Source organism: Streptomyces sp. NPDC102259, from assembly GCF_044766465.1.
Lineage (GTDB): Bacteria > Actinomycetota > Actinomycetes > Streptomycetales > Streptomycetaceae > Streptomyces.
Window position 1 is genome coordinate 73810 of record NZ_JBIWMA010000015.1, and the last position, 16956, is coordinate 90765.

At 70.6% G+C, this 16956-nt stretch carries 16 protein-coding genes; 6 read left to right on the forward strand and 10 right to left on the reverse strand.

The features are described from left to right. Positions 1–656: 656 nt before the first annotated feature. The gene (locus ACIRPU_RS29585) at positions 657–1205 is read right to left on the reverse strand and encodes a hypothetical protein (protein WP_403872565.1); all 549 of its coding nucleotides are present in this window, start codon (positions 1203–1205) and stop codon (positions 657–659) included. A 493-nt stretch (positions 1206–1698) separates the two neighbouring features. Between ACIRPU_RS29585 and ACIRPU_RS29590 the strand changes: the two genes are divergently transcribed. Continuing rightward, positions 1699–2313 (forward strand): enoyl-CoA hydratase/isomerase family protein, encoded by a 615-nt coding sequence (locus ACIRPU_RS29590; protein ID WP_403872567.1) that lies wholly within the window; start codon positions 1699–1701, stop codon positions 2311–2313. Positions 2314–2563: 250 nt separating this feature from the next. On the opposite strand, the gene ACIRPU_RS29595 is transcribed toward ACIRPU_RS29590, so the two are convergent. The 3 genes from ACIRPU_RS29595 to ACIRPU_RS29605 form a co-directional block, all read right to left on the reverse strand. Beyond that, positions 2564–3082, reverse strand: a complete 519-nt coding sequence (locus ACIRPU_RS29595; RefSeq protein WP_403872569.1) for a hypothetical protein — start codon at positions 3080–3082, stop codon at positions 2564–2566. 142 nt (positions 3083–3224) lie between these two features. After that, a complete protein-coding gene (locus tag ACIRPU_RS29600) occupies positions 3225–3641 on the reverse strand; it encodes a hypothetical protein (protein WP_403872570.1) in 417 nt (138 codons plus the stop codon). 426 nt (positions 3642–4067) lie between these two features. Continuing rightward, positions 4068–4466, reverse strand: a complete 399-nt coding sequence (locus ACIRPU_RS29605; protein ID WP_403872572.1) for a 4-oxalocrotonate tautomerase family protein — start codon at positions 4464–4466, stop codon at positions 4068–4070. Positions 4467–4565: 99 nt separating this feature from the next. Between ACIRPU_RS29605 and ACIRPU_RS29610 the strand changes: the two genes are divergently transcribed. Beyond that, positions 4566–5057: a MarR family winged helix-turn-helix transcriptional regulator gene (locus ACIRPU_RS29610; protein ID WP_403872574.1), complete on the forward strand. Its 492-nt coding sequence runs from the start codon at positions 4566–4568 to the stop codon at positions 5055–5057. 709 nt (positions 5058–5766) lie between these two features. On the opposite strand, the gene ACIRPU_RS29615 is transcribed toward ACIRPU_RS29610, so the two are convergent. From ACIRPU_RS29615 to ACIRPU_RS29625, 3 genes are all read right to left on the reverse strand, one after another. Beyond that, a complete protein-coding gene (locus ACIRPU_RS29615; RefSeq protein ID WP_403872576.1) occupies positions 5767–6618 on the reverse strand; it encodes an aldo/keto reductase in 852 nt (283 codons plus the stop codon). A 77-nt stretch (positions 6619–6695) separates the two neighbouring features. After that, on the reverse strand, positions 6696–7673 hold the full coding sequence (locus ACIRPU_RS29620) for an aldo/keto reductase (protein ID WP_403872578.1): 978 nt from the start codon (positions 7671–7673) through the stop codon (positions 6696–6698). A gap of 791 nt (positions 7674–8464) precedes the next feature. Then, positions 8465–9040, reverse strand: coding sequence for a TetR/AcrR family transcriptional regulator (locus ACIRPU_RS29625; protein ID WP_403872580.1), 576 nt, complete (start codon positions 9038–9040; stop codon positions 8465–8467). A 233-nt stretch (positions 9041–9273) separates the two neighbouring features. Between ACIRPU_RS29625 and ACIRPU_RS29630 the strand changes: the two genes are divergently transcribed. Next, the gene (locus tag ACIRPU_RS29630) at positions 9274–9798 is read left to right on the forward strand and encodes a cysteine hydrolase family protein (RefSeq protein ID WP_403872582.1); all 525 of its coding nucleotides are present in this window, start codon (positions 9274–9276) and stop codon (positions 9796–9798) included. Positions 9799–10046: 248 nt separating this feature from the next. Here the strand turns inward: ACIRPU_RS29630 and ACIRPU_RS29635 are convergent, their stop codons facing one another. Then, on the reverse strand, positions 10047–10757 hold the full coding sequence (locus tag ACIRPU_RS29635; protein WP_142270167.1) for a TetR/AcrR family transcriptional regulator: 711 nt from the start codon (positions 10755–10757) through the stop codon (positions 10047–10049). A 438-nt stretch (positions 10758–11195) separates the two neighbouring features. Between ACIRPU_RS29635 and ACIRPU_RS29640 the strand changes: the two genes are divergently transcribed. Continuing rightward, entirely contained in the window at positions 11196–12020 is an 825-nt protein-coding gene (locus ACIRPU_RS29640) for an SDR family oxidoreductase (protein WP_403872584.1), read from the forward strand. Positions 12021–12024: 4 nt separating this feature from the next. Next, positions 12025–13413 carry a CoA transferase gene (locus tag ACIRPU_RS29645; protein ID WP_403872586.1) on the forward strand — a complete coding sequence of 463 codons (1389 nt, stop codon included), beginning with the start codon at positions 12025–12027 and terminating at the stop codon, positions 13411–13413. On the opposite strand, the gene ACIRPU_RS29650 is transcribed toward ACIRPU_RS29645, so the two are convergent. Both ACIRPU_RS29650 and ACIRPU_RS29655 read right to left on the reverse strand, forming a co-directional pair. Then, the gene (locus tag ACIRPU_RS29650; RefSeq protein WP_403872588.1) at positions 13370–14770 is read right to left on the reverse strand and encodes an amidohydrolase family protein; all 1401 of its coding nucleotides are present in this window, start codon (positions 14768–14770) and stop codon (positions 13370–13372) included. The genes ACIRPU_RS29645 and ACIRPU_RS29650 overlap by 44 nt on opposite strands. Further along, complete coding sequence (locus ACIRPU_RS29655) at positions 14760–15740, reverse strand: enoyl-CoA hydratase/isomerase family protein (RefSeq protein WP_403872590.1); 981 nt, start codon at positions 15738–15740, stop codon at positions 14760–14762. The genes ACIRPU_RS29650 and ACIRPU_RS29655 overlap by 11 nt, the downstream gene beginning before the upstream one ends. Positions 15741–16304: 564 nt before the next feature. Between ACIRPU_RS29655 and mftR the strand changes: the two genes are divergently transcribed. Next, the gene (gene mftR, locus ACIRPU_RS29660; protein WP_403872592.1) at positions 16305–16937 is read left to right on the forward strand and encodes a mycofactocin system transcriptional regulator; all 633 of its coding nucleotides are present in this window, start codon (positions 16305–16307) and stop codon (positions 16935–16937) included. Positions 16938–16956 lie beyond the last annotated feature (19 nt).

Genomic DNA, 16956 nt, shown 5'->3' on the forward strand with positions numbered 1-16956 from the left:
TCCCGGGATGCCTGGCTCGTTTCGCCGACGCCGGTTCGCACACCCGTCCCCGCGAAGGCGCGGTGCCTTGGCCTCGTAGGGCCTACTGCCTACTGAGCAGGCTCAGTGACGTAACCGCTCCACCTTTCAGAGTGCGCCTCTGCCCAGCACTGCGCACCAGCAGGTCCTGGCCCGCACCCGTGTGATCGTGTCCGGGACGGAGGTGTTCTCGCGGACTGAAGAAGGGCGCGCATCGCCGCAAGCGACCGGATTTCCGCGACCGGCCGCGAAGCCCGGTCGGAACCGTGGAATACGGCAGCTCTACCGACGCAGAACACACCGGGCACGCCGGTTTCAAAGGGCAGCGGCGTGCGATGGCCCGCCGGGAGGGCGACGTCCCGTCCGGTCAGCAGGAAGCCGTCGGAGCCGCCGGCTGACGGAGAGGGCCGACGGCCAGGATGGTTTGCGCGGCGATTCGGGCCACGCGCTCGGCAGGCTGGCCTGGCCGAACACCTCTGGGGCTCCGCGCCGACAGGCGTGTTCGTGGGCTCACGATGCTTGGACGATGGTCCAGAAGCAACGCCCCCATCAGCATGGAGCCGTGGCGAGCATGGGCGTAGGCCGTGGCTGGCTGGCTGGCAGGTGGCTGTGGCCGTGGCTACGGCTGCGGCTGCGGCTTACGGTCTCTGGCCGACGGCGCCGGTGCCGAGTCGGGTGAGCAGCCAGAAGGTGATGGCGGTGCCGGTGCCGTAGGCGACGTGCGCGCCGAAATCCCAGGCCACGATCTTGGTGTCGTACTGCCAGATCGGCTTGTAGAGCCCTGCGACCGGCAAGGCGACGTAGTCACCGGCGAACACCGCGGCACCGAAAGGCACGCCGTACACGGGGGAGGGCCTGGGCAGCGATCCGGCCACGATGCCGTAGACCGCGCCCGCCACTGATCCGTAGGCCCAGTGAGCGGCGGTGCTCGTGAGCCAGGCGGAACCATCAGGGAGCCGGCGCTGGGTGAAGCCCTCGATCAGCCGCTTCGCCACCTGTCCTGGATCAGGGGCCTTCTCCCAGCTCTCGACCGGCGCGAATTCCCAGGCGAGCGGGCTGTCCGTCCCGCCTGCGCGACAGTACTTCAGGTAATGGACGGCATCCAGGCACACCGTTCCCGCCGCCCCGGCCAACAGGCCGGCCGTAACCGCCGCGAGTGGGGTCAGCGGGTTCCTTCGGGAGCGCATGACGCAATCTCCTCATCGGTCAGGGCCGGGAAGGCTGATGTTCTTCAGCGCCTGGACTGCGGTTGGCGGCATTGGGCCCGCATCGAGTATCCGGCGGTTGGAACATGCGCGCACGAGGAGAACGTCCCCGGGTGCAGGCGGTGAGGGACCTGCGGCGGGCGGTCCTGAGCGGTACTGCGGAAGCACCTCACCGAAGGAGGCCCATCTGCCGAACCGCGTATCCACCGAGACGACCTGAATGGGCGAGCCCATTCGCTCATCTGCTTCGCCGTGCATGCACGTTCGGCGCGCGCTGGACAGGCTGACGTGCGTCCCGCCCGTCCTTCAAAGGAGAAGCGGCTATGACGTTGTCCCCTGCGGCGCCGCCTCGACGGCGCCCAACACGCACCGCCGTCGCCGACGAGGGGCCCGCGGCCCCGGGCAGCGACCATCACTCTGCCGTCGTGATGATCTCCCACCCCGACCCCATCGCTGACCCCATTCGCGCGTCCCTGTGATCACCATCGCCAAGGTGCGCGGCCGTGCCCGCGGCGGCGGCAACGAACTCGCGCTGGCCTGTGACATGACTTTCGCTTCGCGTGAGAACGCGGTCTTCGGCCAGTTCGAGTGCGGGACCGGCGCCCTGCCCGGCGCGGGCGGCATCCAGCACTTGACCCGTCGGCTCGGCCGTACCCGCGCCATCGAAGCCCTCGCCGGAGCGGACGATTTCGACGCCGACCTCGCCGAACGCTATGGCTGGATCAACCGCGCCCTGCCCGACGTCGAACTGGACGGCTTCGTCGAGCGGATCGCCAAACGCATCGCCGGCTTCCCACCCAAGGGGATCCAAGCCGCCAAGCGCGCGATCAACGACCTCACGCTGGCGAAGCCCGCGGATATCCGCTCCGACGCCGCCACGTTTCAGGGCCTGATCACCCTGCCCGAAACCCGCGAGCGCCTTGACTACCTGGCTGACCGGGGTCTCCAGCGTATGGGGAGATCGAACGGGATCTGGGCAAGGCCGTGTCGGAGTACCGCCGTGGACATGGCATCCCGGCCAGCAGGCTGCCCATACATGGCCGACGTGCCGGAAGTGCCCGTGCTGCCCGTTGCGGCCGCTGACGAGTGAGCAAGCGGCTCGCGCAGTCTCCGCACGTACACCCTGAGCGCCCTCATGGGCGGGCATCTCGCAGGCCATCTGCGGCCGGGGTCCGTTCCCGGCCGTGGATGGCGCGGGATTGCGGGTTACGGCGTCCGTGCCGCTGCACGGCAGTGAACTGCCCGGCATGGTCGACCAAGAGCTCGCCGAAGGTGAAGGAAGGGAAAGGAGAAGGCCCTCACGCTCCAGGGGGTGAGGGCCTCCTCCGCGTCGTGGCAGGTCAGCTGTGTGCGCCCCACCAGACCCACGCCGTGCGGTCGATGCCGCCTTCGCCGATGTAATTGGTGGTGTAGACGGCGTTACCGTTGTCCGAGGTGCGAAGAAACACCCCGGTTCCGTTGATGAAGTCGCATTCGAGGTAGTTGCCGTCGCCGCTCCACCACTGCCCGGGGGCGTTCCCGCAACCGCTCATCCAGACAGCGTTGGTCGCGGTCTTGCTGTCCGTGGTGAGGCACATGCCGTTGGCCTTGCTCACCAGTCGGCGGAACACCGTGCCGTCGTAGTTACGGGTGTAGGAATCCACACCCCAGCGCCAATTCCGGGTGGAGAGCGAGTCGTCGCAGGTGTCCGACCAGACCTTGTCGCTCACGGTCGACGAGACGAGGCAGTTGCCCTCGTGGTCGTTCGAGTACGTCCAGTACGTCGTCGCCGACGCGGTGGACATCGAGCCTGCCACGGCGAGCATGAGGGCGGCGAGTCCCATGGGCGCGGTCAGTCTCAGGGTCCTCAGAGATTTCATGATCGCGAGGATGGAGGGCGGAGGAGGTGTCCACGTAAATCAAGCGTGAACATGCCATGGCATGTTGATCGTGTCCGCGTCAAAACTGGAGGGCGACCGTTCCGCTTGGCGACCGTTCCGCTTTACCGCATAGGGCGCGGCCTCATGGCTCACGCTCGTCCAGTACACGATCGCGGTATGCACGCCAGGAATCCAAGGCGGACCTGGCGGAGTCTGCGGTGAGGAAGTCTCCCGACCCTGTCTCGAAGGCCCGCGCCTTCAAGGTGTCCGCGAGCGCGAGGGCCGCCTGAGCCGCTGCCTCGCTGTCGCCATGGATGAACAGGCTTACCCCGGTCACCGGCGCGTCGTCAGCTTCGTTCACCGGAGTGCCGAGGGAGAAGCCGGGCCCTTCGAAATCGCCCCAACCGCTCGGTGAGTACTCGATGCCGGGCAACACCGTCGCAAGGGCACCGCGAACCTCCCGGCCCGTGCCCAGGCTCGGCGGGTCCCAGTCGTCGGGGATCTCGTCGATGGCCCCGGCCTCGGGTGGAAAGCGCATGATGAAGACGTCCCAGCTCACCCGCCCAAGGTACGCGCCGGCACTGACACTCGACCTGTCGCTTCGCTGAACCGGCTCCTGGTCAAGAAACAAGCAGACGAAGCCCCCGGCTGCACGCGCATCTCTCGAGGGCGGCTCGCAGCCCCGGTTGTCCAGGACACACCGCGCTACGGCCCCGATCCGGTCCCTGGCGGCCTTGACGCCAACGACAGTGCACGCCCCTTCGAGACCTTGCGCGCCACTGCCTCCGAACCACTGAGGAGCTCCTTGACGAGCTGCTCGGTCTCCGTCTCCCGAGAACAGTCCAACGGCCCATTCGCCAGCGGCTCGACACGTGAGGTTCGCCGCGGGGGTCGCGCTCCAGGGGTCGGCGCAGGCCCCGCATCGCCGAATGCCTCGCGGCTCGGGCCGTGGCCGAGCGGTGACATGCGGACACATGACTGGTGCTCAGTTGGCTGGGGGCGGATCGACCTCGCCGCCGACGCCGGAACGTCCGGCGGGAACGCCGACGACGTACACAGTCACATGGGGTCGGACGGATTCGCCGAACACCTCGACCAGGGCATCGGTGACAGACGTGATCAACTGCGTGGAGGCGTTGCTGATCCCCGGCAGGCTCAACGCTGCTTCACGCAGGTTGAGTGAGACGATCGGTGCGTTCACCGCGGCGGGCGCGCCGCCGATTCCCCAGCGGTGGCGTGGGATGCCGAACAGCTCGACGACCGCCATGGGGCGTGCTCGCTCCCCGTATACCCTGACCAGCGCATCGGTCAGGGCAAGGATGAGTTTCGGCTCGACTTCTCCGTCGAGCTCCTCTTCGTGGATCCGTACCTCGAAGTGCGGCATCACAGCTCCGTCCGGATGGTTCGCTACCATGAGGGCAATTTTGCTTTGCAAGCTAAATAAATTTGTAGTCAAAGCTAAATGGACGGATGATCGATGTCAATGGAGAGCCAGGGTCGCCGCAAGACGAAGCCGAACGGGCCCGGGCCGGAAGTCGACGAGGCGATCAGGGCGCTACTGCTGCTCATGCCACGCATGGTGGGGCGAGCGAAGCGGATCCGGGTGCCTGAGGAGCTCCAGTCGCTTGCGCTCGCGCCGCGGCACCTGTCGCTGCTGTCCTATCTGCTGTTCGACGGCCCGCTGACCGTGAACGATCTTGCCGCCCGTCTGGAGGTCGCCCCGACCACCGTCAGCCTCATGGTCGGCGAGCTGAGCCGGAAGGGCGTCCTGGAGCGGCGCGAGGACGAATCGGACCGGCGTCGGCGCATCGTCAGCATCACCGACGGCAAGCGGCCGTCCATCGACAGTTGGCTGGCACGGGGAGCGGATGCGTGGCGTCAGGCACTGAATCCGCTGGCCCCCGAACAGCGTCAGATGTTCGTCCAGACTCTGCGGGCCTACGAGGCGGCCATGGCCGACGGCGAAGACGACTGATGAATTTTCAGACGTGAACCACTACGCGGCCGACCGCGGACGCGGTAAGCGGCGCGGCCGCGTCCTGGCGTACCTCGGCGGCGAGCGCGACCGCCGTGGCGTGCTGTTCAACGGGGGCGTGTCGCGAACGGTACGCGGGCCGCACCCAGGGGACGGCGCTCATTCCTCGGCATCCTGCTCTGCGGGCCGTCACCGGTCGGCGGTGGCCCGTGGATGCTGGCCGGAGTTGGCGCAACCGCCCCCGCCGCTGTGCTGGCTGCCGCTCCCGTGACCATGGCCCGACGAGAACCCGGTCAGGGCCAGCACGACCATCGCCGACACCGCTGTGAATCTGAGTCTGCGCCCCCGCGTGTACATGCCGTAACCCTACTCACGGCCGTCGCACCCGCCCCGGCGAGGCGCGTCGGCTCGCCGAAGGCGTCCGCGTCTCAGCTGCGTGCCGCACCAGCCGATCATGGTCGTTCGTACGTCCGCCGTTGAAGCAGCTCTCGCCCGGGCCAAGGCGGTGATTCCTGTCGCTAGCGCTTCACGGAGCAGGGCACGCAGGCTTGGTTCAGCAGTGTGGTGCGGTGTCAGTATCACGGTGGACGGCTTTCGTCCGTGCCGAGAGGGACGCAGACGGACAGGGGCGCCCGCGGGCGTCCGGGGGCCCCTGTCCGGCTGAGGCGACGTGCCCGTGTGGCCGCGGATGGTCGCGTGCCGTGCGGGGTCAGCTGTCGAGGCGTCGCTTGCTGAGCAAGGCGACCATCTCGGGGTTGCGGTGGTCGAAGAACAGCGTCTCGCCGGTGTCCAGGGCGGCGATCTGGGCCATCTGGTCGTCGGTGAGCTGGAAGTCGAAGACGTCGAGGTTCTGCGCCATCCGCTCGGGGCGCACGCTTTTGGGGATGGTGACGATGTCGCGCTGGATGAGCCAGCGCAGCACGACCTGGGCGGCGGACTTGTCGTACGCCGTGCCGATCTCGGTGAGGACGGGGTGGGTGAACAGGTCGTTCTTGCCTTCGGCGAAGCCGCCCCAGGACTGGTGCCGGACGCCGTGCTCGCGCATGAGGGCGTGCTCGGCGGTGCGCTGGAAGAAGGGGTGGGTCTCGACCTGGTTGACCGCCGGGGTGATCTCGTTGTTGAGGATCAGGTCCAGGAGCCGGTCGGGGTAGAAGTTGGCGACGCCGATCGCCTTCACCAGGCCCGCGCGGTTGGCGGCTTCCATGGCGCGCCACTGGCCGTAGACGTCGCCGTAGGGCTGGTGCATCAGGTACAGGTCGACGTGGTCCAGGCCCAGCTTGGCCAGCGAGGTCTCCAGAGCCTGCCGGGTGTTCTCTTCCGCCGGGGCGTTCTGGACCCACAGCTTGGTGGTGACGAACAGATCCTCGCGGGGGATGCCACTGGCCTTGATCGCGGCGCCGACGGCTTCCTCGTTGCCGTACGCGGCGGCGGTGTCCAGCAGCCGATAGCCGGCGGTGAGGGCGTCGGCGACGGCCTGCTGGGTCTGCTCCGGCGGGATCTGGTAGACGCCGAAGCCGAGGATCGGCATCTCGACGCCGTTGTTCAGGGTGACGTGCTGCACGAGTTCTCCTGGGAGGCGGGTGGGAGGTCGCGGACCATGACAGCCCGTTGCGTGGGGCCGGTCCGGTGAGGGTCGGGTCAGCGCTCCATCATTCGCATGCCGGCCTCGTTGTGGGTGTCTCCGACGGCCGGGGGCAGGCTGGTGAGTTCGGCGAGCTGGTCATCGCTGAGCCGGACGGCGTCGGCGGCGGCGTTCTCCTCCACCCGCGCCACGCGCTTGGTGCCGGGGATGGGCGCGATGTCGTCGCCCTGGGCCAGCAGCCACGCCAGCGCGACCTGGGCCGGGGTGGCGCCGACCTGTGCGGCGACCGCGGCGACCTGGTCGGCCAGGCGCAGGTTGTGCGCGAAGTTCTCCTCGGCGAACCGGGGGTTGTCGGCGCGGAAGTCGGTGGGGTCGAACTGGTCGGTGGACCGGATCGCGCCGGTCAAGAAGCCGCGTCCGAGAGGGGAGAAGGGCACGAAGCCGATGTTCAGCTCGCGCAGGACCGGCAGCACGCGTGCCTCGGGGTCGCGGGTGAACAGCGAGTACTCGGACTGCACCGCGGTGATCGGGTGGACGGCGTGGGCCCGGCGGATGGTGTCCGGCCCTGCCTCGGACAGCCCGATGTGGCGGACCTTGCCCTGGGCGACCAGCTCCGCCAGTGCGCCGACGGTCTCCTCGATGGGAGTGCCCGGGTCCACACGATGCTGGTAGTAGAGGTCGATGTGGTCGGTGCCGAGTCGCTTGAGGGAGCCCTCGACGGCGGTGCGGATGTTGTCCGGGCTGCTGTCCGCGTTTCCGGGCCCGTCGCCGGCGTGGGAGACGAGGCCGAACTTCGTGGCGAGGACGACCTGGTCCCGGCGGCCCTTCAGGGCGCGGCCCACGAGTTCCTCGTTGACGTAGGGACCGTAGATCTCGGCGGTGTCGATGAAGGTGACGCCCAGTTCCAGGGCCCGGTGGATGGTGCGCACGGATTCCGCGTCGTCGGTCCCGGCGCCGGTGTAGCCCTGGGACATGCCCATCGCCCCGAGCCCGATCCGGGAGACGTCCAGGTCACGCAATGCGATGTGTTTCATACTCACTCACTCCATCCGTTCAGTGCAGGTTTGTCATTGTGTGTGCGCTACGCGATGTCCGTGCCGTGCCGTGCGTTCGTCTCGGCCGCGTGCCGCGTGCCGGGTTCCCCGGTTGCGGCCGCGTTCGTCCCGGAAGTGGTGACCATCTGCGGGGGCGCAGATGTCCGCTTGCTCAACCGTCCCCCCATTCGTCGGCCCCCTGGTGGGGCGGACTGTTCCGGGGAGCGGCAGAGGGGGTGTGGCAGTGCGCCCCTGAACGCGGGCGCCCGCGTTCCACCCGGGACACGCTGGTAGCCAGGGCGGCCCAGCGGCCGGCCCAGCGGCACACCAGCCCAGCGGCACAACGAGAGCGGCGGTACGGAGCTGGGCCGGTTCCTGCGCGCCCGGCGCACCCTGGACACCGGCGAGTTGGATCACCTGCGGGATCCGGTGATCCGCGCCGCCCGCCACGCCCCCGAGCCGCCGCCCGTCACCAGCCGGACCGTGCGGATCGCAGGCACGGTCGTGGGCGTCCCGTATGCGATCGAGAGACTCGACTCGCCCGAAGCGTCCCCGATCCTGTCCGAGATCGTCCTCGACGTCCTCGGCGACCGTGACATCCCGGTCCTGGGCAACATCGAGCTCCTGCAAGGGCGTGCGGGGTTGGGCGTGGGTGGGTCCCAGGAATCCGGTGACCTGCCCCGGTGGGGCGGTGAAACTCAGGCCGTCCACCGCCGTCCTGTCCCCGTACCGCTTGGTCAGTCCACGACTTCGATCACGGCGCCACGCCCCGATTCCGGCCCGGCCCGGTGTCACGCGGGCGCCCCCGTGCGTAGGCCGTCGTACAGGATGGCCACGACGTGTTCGCGCGTAGCGCCGGCACCGAGGTGACGGAGGGCGTACAGGACTCCGCCGAGGACGGTCATCAGGTCGGCGATGCCGATGTCACCGCGGACCGCACCGCTGTCCTGGGCGCGGATCAAGAGATGGCCGATCTCTGCGTGGAGGCGGTTGACGTCCGTCGCGAGCGCCGTCCGGATCTCGACGCCGGCGCCGGCCAGCGTGTCGACGAGATCCGCCTTCGCGGCCGCGTCCTCGATCACCTGGTCCAGCAGGGCGAAGAGGGCTGCTGCGGGGTCTTCGTCATGCCGCAGTGCCTGAGCATGATCGACCAGGCGTCGGACTCGCTCCCGCACGACGGCTTCGAGGAGTGACTCCTTCGTGGGGAAGTGGCGGTACAGAGTTCCTGGCCCCACGCCCGCGCGGCGCGCGATCTCGTCCAGGGGGACGGACACTCCCTCGGCGGCGAACGCCCCACGGGCCACCTCCAGAAGCCGGTCCCGGTTGCGGCGGGCGTCAGCCCGAAGCGGCCGCGGCTCGTTTCCCACGACATCTCCCTTGCTCGGCGGAACCATAAGCGGGGCGTACTCTCCGATTCGATGTTAGCTTAGCGGGGCGCACTCTCCGGATCCTGTGAAGGCGCCGTTGAACGCCGGGTCGGCGAGCGCAGACAGAGCCTGATCTGCGCCGCGCTCCGCCGCCGTGCGCCGCCCTGCGCACACAGAGGCCACCGGGCCTCCGATCACCACTGGTCTCACCCATGAAGGAAGTCCGAGATCCCATGACCATGGCCAACGCAGCCGACCGCACGCAAACCGCCTTCCTTGCGCTCGACTACGCCACCCGCATCGTCGAGAACTACAGCCACGACCCGGGCGTCGCCGACCGGGCGGCGTACGCCCTCGCCTCCGCCCGGAAGGCGGGCGCGCCTGTTTTCCACGTCATCCACGAGGCCATGCAAGACCAGTTCCACCCCCTGCTCGCCCCCCTCGGCGACGAGCCGGTGCTGGGCAAACGGACCCTGGGGGCCTTCGCCACCACCGACCTGCGCGAGCGCCTGGAGACGGCCGGCATCCGTCGGCTCATCCTCGGCGGCGTCGCGACGTCCGGCACGGTGCTGTCCACCACGCGGTGGGCCTACGACATCGGGTACGAGGTCCTGGTCTGCGCGGATGCCTGCGCCGACCCCGATCCCCAGGTACACGCGGCCCTGGTGGACGAGTCGGTCTTCCCCGACAGTTGGCTCGGCCTCTGGCGTATCGCCCGCATGGTGGATTCGGACGCCGTCACGAGCCTCCTGTCCTGACGAGCGACGGACTCCCGCCTGGAGGGAGAGCCTGGGGGGAGAGCCCGGGGGGGAGAGACGGCGGTGGCCCCCGGCCGCACTGCCGAACGCGTCGGCGGCTGCTGCTGTGGTGCCTTGGACGCCCGGGATCAGGCTCGGGGCCATGTCCCGTGAGGGGCCGCCGGCGCTGATCGCAGTCCGGGCGGCCCCTGCTCGCGTTGCGTGACGAACGGCCCGCGGTGGGCCGCTACGGGACGCGGGCCCTTACGTCACCCGGCGGTGGAGAGGGGCTCCCACTCGGCCTCGGGGTCGAGGGGCAGTTCCGGGCGGTCGCGTTTGAACGCCTCGGCCTGTTCCTCGAGCTTCGGCAGGGCGTGGTCGGGCGCGCCGAAGCCGCGGAACAGGGTCGTGCAGTACTCACGGGACAGGAACGCCGCGTCCCACTGCCCGTCCGTGCGCACCCATTGATACGTGTGATTGTGCAGATTGAGGAACTGGAGGGTGGCCAGCCGCGGCGGCATCGCACGGAACGTGCCCTGTCCGACGGCCTCCGCGAGCAGCCCCGAGATCACCTCTTCGAAGTCGGAACGCTGGCCCAGCAACGTCTTCAGCTCGGCGCCGCTCAGACTGCGGTAGTCGTGCTCGTAGACCCAGATGTGGTCGAGCCTGCGGAAGATGATGGTGAGCAGCGATTCGGACAGCAGGCGCAGCCGCAACAGGGGTTCCGTGTCGTCGAGGTCCGCGATCTGGCGGGCGCGGGAGAGCAGCGGCCCCATCACCCGCGCCTGGATCTCGACGAGCAGGTTCTCCTTGGAGCCGATGTAGTAGTACAGGGCTCCCTTGGCCAGGCCGACTGCCCGGCCCAGGTCGTTGATGGAGGTCGCCGCGTATCCCTGCTGGGCGAACAGCGACGCAGCGATGTCGATGATCTTCTGGCGTCTGACTTCGAAGCCCGGTCCGTGGCCCGGCGGTCGTGGCATGGGTCTCTCCCCGCTTGACGTGACGACATATCGATCCAAGCCGACTCCCAGGCCGCTCGGACTGGTTCCTCATGTCCGGGGGAAGCGGACTCCGGGACCGCGTTTGGTTCGCTGGACCAAACGGTACATTGAAAGGCGAAGCCCAGACGGCGCATGGGCGCCCTGTCCACGCATCGCGGCCGCGGCGGGTCGGTGCGCATCGCGGATCCCGGCCTCGGACCTGCGGCGCCAACGGGATCGTCGGTGCCGGAAACCGCCGGACTGGTCGGCGCACACCGGCTACCGTTCCGTCGAGAGTCCGCAGCCGACCCGGCCACAGCCCATCCGGCGCCTCGCCTTCTCGACGGGGCCTAGGCCGCGGGACACCCGGGCAGGTCCGGACACCGACAACCGCGAGACACTCGTCCCGTCACGAGTGTCTCCAGTGAGGAGTGGCGCATGACCACGGTAGGTATTGCCACCGGTGCCGGTCGCGGGACGGGGGAGGCCTGCGCGAGGCGTCTCGCCGACATGGTGGACGTGCTGTTGCTCGCCGACCCGAACGAGGCGGCCGTGGCTGCGGTCGCGAAGGAACTGTCCGGCTCCGGCAAGAGGGCCGTCGCCGAGCCGTTCGGAGTGGATGTCACCGATCCGCAGGACCTCACCCGACTGGCCGAACGGGTCGGGGAGCTCGGCACGCTGCGGGCGGTCGCGCATGCCGAGAGCGTGGCGCCGGAGGAGGGCGACTGGCGCAGGATCATCGAGGTCGACTTCGTCGGAACCGTGCTGCTCGGCGAGGCGCTCCGCCCGCTGGCCACCGCCGGGACGGCTTTCGTGTACTGCGCCTCGGTGTCCCCGTTGATCGCTCACATCGACCCCGACCCGGCGGTGGCGTCCGTGCTTGACGACCCGGCGAGCGAGATGTTCCTCGACCGGATCCGCGACGCGATCGGCCCGGCTGTCGAGGATCCCGCGTGGGCGTACCCGTGGGCCACGTACGGCGTGCACCGCTTCGCCCGTGCCGAGGCGGTGCGGCTCGGGCCGGTGGGCGCTCGCGTGTGCTCGCTGTCGCCCGGCGCTGTCGACACCCCGCAGATCCGGATGGAGGCGGCGCGGCACGAGTCGGTGCGGCAACTCATCGAGCGCACGCCGCTCGGCCGTACCGGTCGGTACGACGAGGTCGCCGCCGTTGCCGCGTTCCTGTTGTCGGACGAGGCGAGCTTCGTGAACGGTGTCGACATCGTCGTCGACGGTGGCCTGTGCGCCGCTGTGCGGGACGACTGACACCGTGCGGCGGCCCATCGGTGCGGTGGGGGCGGTGACGGGCGATCCGGCCGAGACCGTACGGCGGTGGCTGCGCACCCTGGGGGACATCACGCCTCCGCCCGCCCCCGCGCGCGTCGCCGGCTGCCCGTTCCTGGACTGGGCGGCCTCCGGCGCCATGGAGCTGACCGGCGAGGCGGACGGCCCGCCCGTCCTGTCGCCCGCCCCGATGACGGCCCTGCTACGGGAGTCGGTGGCCGCACTGGCGCACATGGCCGGGCCCTTCCCCGTCGACCCCGTCCTCGTTCTCGGCGGTAGGGCCGGCGCCATGAACCTCACCCGGCGCGGGCGGACCTCGGTGGGCGGCGCGACCCGCCTGCTTCGGGCTTCGGACGGCTGGTGCGCGGTGACCCTGAGCCGTCCCGACGATCTGGAACTCGTGCCGGCGATGCTGGGCCGGGCCGACCTGACAGACCCTTGGCAGGAGCTGACCAGGGCCGTACGAGGCGCGAAGGCGAACGAATTCGCCGACCACATCCGGATGTTCGGCGTTCCCGCCGCGGCCCTGCCGCCCGAACCGCCCTCCGTGGACGTGCCGTGGCGGGTGTCCACGATCGCCGCACCCGACGGGGACGCGCGGCGGCTGGACGGTGTCCTCGTGGTCGATCTCTCCTCGCTCTGGGCCGGCCCCCTGTGCGCCCGCCTCCTCGGCCTGGCCGGTGCCAGAGTGGTCAAGGTGGAGAGCACCCGGCGTCCCGACGGCGCCCGCACGGGGAACCGGCGTTTCTACGACTGGCTGCATGCCGGGCACGAGAGCGTCGCCGTCGACTTCACCCTGCCCGAAGGGCGGAGCGCGCTCGCCGATCTGGTCAGGGCCGCCGACGTGGTGATCGAGGCGTCCCGGCCGCGTGCGCTCGCCCAGTTGGGGCTGACTCCGGAACGGCTCGACCACCGTGCGGGCAAGGTGTGGGTGAGCATCACCGGGTACGGCCGCGGTCATCCCGACCGGGTCGCCTTCGGCGACGACGCGGCGGTCGCCGGCGGGCTGGTCGGCCGTTCCGCGGACGGCGAGCCGGTGTTCTGCGCCGACGCGGTCGCCGATCCGCTGACGGGGGTCGTCGCCGCGCTGGGCGCGCTGGGCGCCCTGGCCTGCGGCGGAGGACAGCTGATCGACGTCTCCATGCGGAACGTGGCGGCGGCGTTCGCCACGGCTCCCCGTGTCGATCACGGGCCGCACCCGGTACGGAGAGCACCGGGCGGCTCGGTGGTGGAGTGCCCTGCGCTCGGCCGGATGCAGGAGGTCCTCCCGCCGCGCGCGCCGGTAGCGGAAAGGGCGGCGCCCGCGATGGGCGCCGACACGGCCCGGATCCTCAGCCGAGTTGCTGAGCTCCGTGGGCGATCCGCCCCTCGATGAAGGTGGCGCGCACGTTGCCGGCGTCCGGAGCCCGCACCGCCTCCCTCCACGGCCGGTCCAGCAGGACGAGGTCAGCCGGCCCTCCCACCGCGATCCGCCGCGCCGGGCCGCCGGGGTCGTCCAGGGGCGAGAGCATGCTCCGCAGGGCCACCTCCACCGGAACCCGCTCGTCGGCGCCGAGTACCCGCCCGGACGGCGTCAGCCGTTCGGACGCGGCCCGTAGGCCGGCCCAAGGGTCGGGATCGCCGTAGGGCGCGTCGCTGCTCGCGGCCACCCGGACCCCGGCGCGCAGTAGCCCGGCATATCGCCACAGGTCCGGCAGGTCGGCGGGATCGACGCGCTCCCAGTAGTCGTCGCCCCGCAGGGCGACCAGCGTCGGTTGTGTGACCACCCGGATCCCTCGGGCGGCCAGCTCCGCGGCAGCGGCACGGTCGGCGACGGCGCAGTGCTCCACCCGGTCCCCGTCCAGTCCACCCGCTCGGTCGAGCGCGGCCAGGGTCAGCGCGAGGGCCGTGCGGGTCACGCAGTGCACGGCGACGGGGCGTCCGTCCGTATGTGCCTGCCGCATCCGCCCGGCGAGGTCGTCGACGTCCGGGAGGGTGTGGTCCGCGACCACGAACTTCAGTGGGCCGATGCTCAGCCGCGGATGGGGCGGGAGACCGGCGTCGGCGGCCATGGTCATGACGTGCTGCGGGAGTTCCTCCCTGCGTACCGCCTCCGATACGAGGCGGCCCGCGCCCTGGTCCGGTGTCGCGTCGGCGACATGGGTGACACCGAGGGCGGCCAGCCGTGCGCCCACCGCTCGCAGCGACGGAGGCCGTCCGCCCAGCACCTCGCGCAGCCAGGCGTCGGCACGCCACAGCCGCCCGGTCGGTCGGCCCGTCCCCTCACGTTCGATGCCGGCGTGGGCGGCGGCCGGGGCGCCGAGCCGTTCCAGACCAGGGGAGTTGACGACCCACAGCGCGCCGGACCGGTGCTGGACCCGGACCGGCAGCGCGCGGTTCCAACCGTCGAGGACGGTCCGGTCCAGATCGCCGTGGACCACGTCGTCGTACCCGACCGCTCGCACCCACCCGTCCTCACCCGCCACGGCTTGGGCGACGGAGGACGCGAGACCGTGCCGGGAGAGGGCGGACACGTCGAGCGAGGCACGCTGTGCGGCCATGGCCGCCAGGTGCAGATGGTGATCGGCGAGGCCGGGCAGCAGCGCACCGCCGTCGCCTCGTACGACGAACTCGTCCGGCCGGGGGCGCAGTCGACGGCCGATCTCAACGACGGCACCGCCGCGGATCCGGCAGTCGACCGGATCCTGGCGTGGAGGAAGCTCCACACCGCGCAGGAGCACCTCACCGCTCATGGTCGTGGTCGATCTCGTCCACCAACCCCCACTCCAGGGCGGTGCCGGCCCCGACCCGGGCCCCGCTCAGCATCATCCACGCCGCGCGCCACCGGCCGATCCGCCGCGGCACGCTCACCGTGCCGCCGGCGCCGGGCACCAGACCCATCGCGACCTCGGGCAGTTGGAAGAACGCCCCGGGTGAGGACACCAGACGTCCCGCGAAGGCGGCCATCTCCACACCCGCGCCCACCGCCGCGCCCCGCACCCGCACGGTGACCCGGTCCCGCATCCGGTCGATCAGCCGCCAGGGCGCCCGGTCCAGCCGTACCAGGTATGCCGCGACGAGGTCCGCGGCCGTCCCGAACTCGGACAGGTCGCCGCCACTGCAGAACACCGGCCCGACGCCGTCCAGTTCGACCCGGTCGATCGTGCCGTCGACGAAGGCGAGTTCCAGGGCCTCGAACAGCTCCTCCCGCATCCGGAAGCTCAACGCGTTCCGCCGTTGTGGGCGGTCGAGTTGGATGGACAGCTGATCGTTCTCCCGCCGGACGTGGACCAGCGGGCCCTCCTCCGGGGCAGCCCGGAGCGTGCCCCGGTCGGCGAGCCAGGAAGCGAACTCCGTCCCGCCGAGAAGCATGGAGTACGCCGCCGCCTCGGCCGCCAGGCCCCGCAGGGTGTCGAGTCGCGGCGTCTGCCGCAGCAACTGCCCCAGAGCCAGGCTTGTCCGCGGCCGACAGGCGACGAGCCGGGCCAGCTCGTCGAACGCGACCAGCGGATCGGGGACGGGTACCAACTCCCGTGTCCGGGCGCTGACACGGGGTGCCGCCAGGGTCAGCGTCACCGCCTCCAGCAGCGGTCGGAGCCGGTCCGGCGGCTGCCGGGTCGCGATGCCGAACGTCAGGGGCAAGGAGCCGGCCGACCGGGCGGCCTCGGCCTCCACCCGGCTCGCCTCGGCGTCGTGCCAGTCGTCGAGAACCAGGCGCCGCACGGGGGTTCCCACCCGCCCGTCGGACCGGAGCATCAATCCTTCGTCGCTGTACACCGGGGTCACCGATCCAGTCTGAGGGACCGTGACCGCCGTGGCCACGGGCTACCGCACGGTCAGCCCCTGCGGGTGTTGATCTCCAGGACATGCTAGGACAAGGGCAGTTCCGCGAGGACCTCGCAGCCTCCTTGCGAGCGGGTCCCCGTTCGGACACGGCCCCCCGACGGAACGGGCCCGCTCGCGCCTGGAGCCGGCTGCACGCCGTTCCGGCGCCTGGTCCTGGATACCGGATCCGCACTTCGGCCTCGCGGTCCGGCCCGACGGGCGCCTCGACGCCGACGCCGACGTGCCGGTACGGACACGGGCACGGCGCCGTTCGCGCGGGTTACCGGGCCCCTTCCCGCGGTGATGCGCATGCCGTGTGCCCGACGAGGCTCCGGTTGGGTACCTCGCGTACAGGCGCCCGTCGGATTGTGCATCATGTGCGAAGCGGAATGACGGCCGAAGGCGTACGGGCCCCCGGGGTTCGCCGGAGGCGGCGCCGGTGCCCGAAGGGAGAGACCGCGGATGGCACCGCTTCGGGACACAGGGGATGCGGGCACGGGATCCGCCCGAACGGGCCGACCGCGCGCGACGTCACGGGCGGCGCTCGAACGGCTGGGCTTCGAGCTGTTCGCACGGCAGGGGTTCGACGGCACGACGGTCGACGACATCGCCGACGCGGCGGGAATCGGCCGCCGCACCTTCTTCCGCTACTTCGCCTCCAAGAACGATCTCGTGTGGGGCGACTTCGAAGACCAGCTGGCCAGGCTCGACGCCTTGCTGGCGGCGGCCGACCCGGACATGCCCATGATGGACGCGCTGTGCGAGGCGGTCGTCGAGTTCAACCGGTTCGACCCGGCGATGGTGCCCTGGCACCGGCAGCGCATGGCCCTCATCCTGCGGGTGCCGACGCTTCAGGCGGACTCGGCCGTGCGCTACGCGTCGTGGCGGGCCCTCGTCACGGAGTTCGCCGCGCGACGCCTGGACAGGCCCGCGTCCGGCATGCTGCCCCGGCTGATCGGCAGTACCGTCCTGGCCGCATGTGTCGCCGGCTACGAGCAGTGGCTGACCGACGAGGACGCCGACCTGAGCGACCTGCTGGAGCTGGCCGTCCGGCAGCTCGCGGCCGGATTCGGGGACCCGGCCCTTCGCCCGTAGTGCTTCCGCCGCGGCGCGG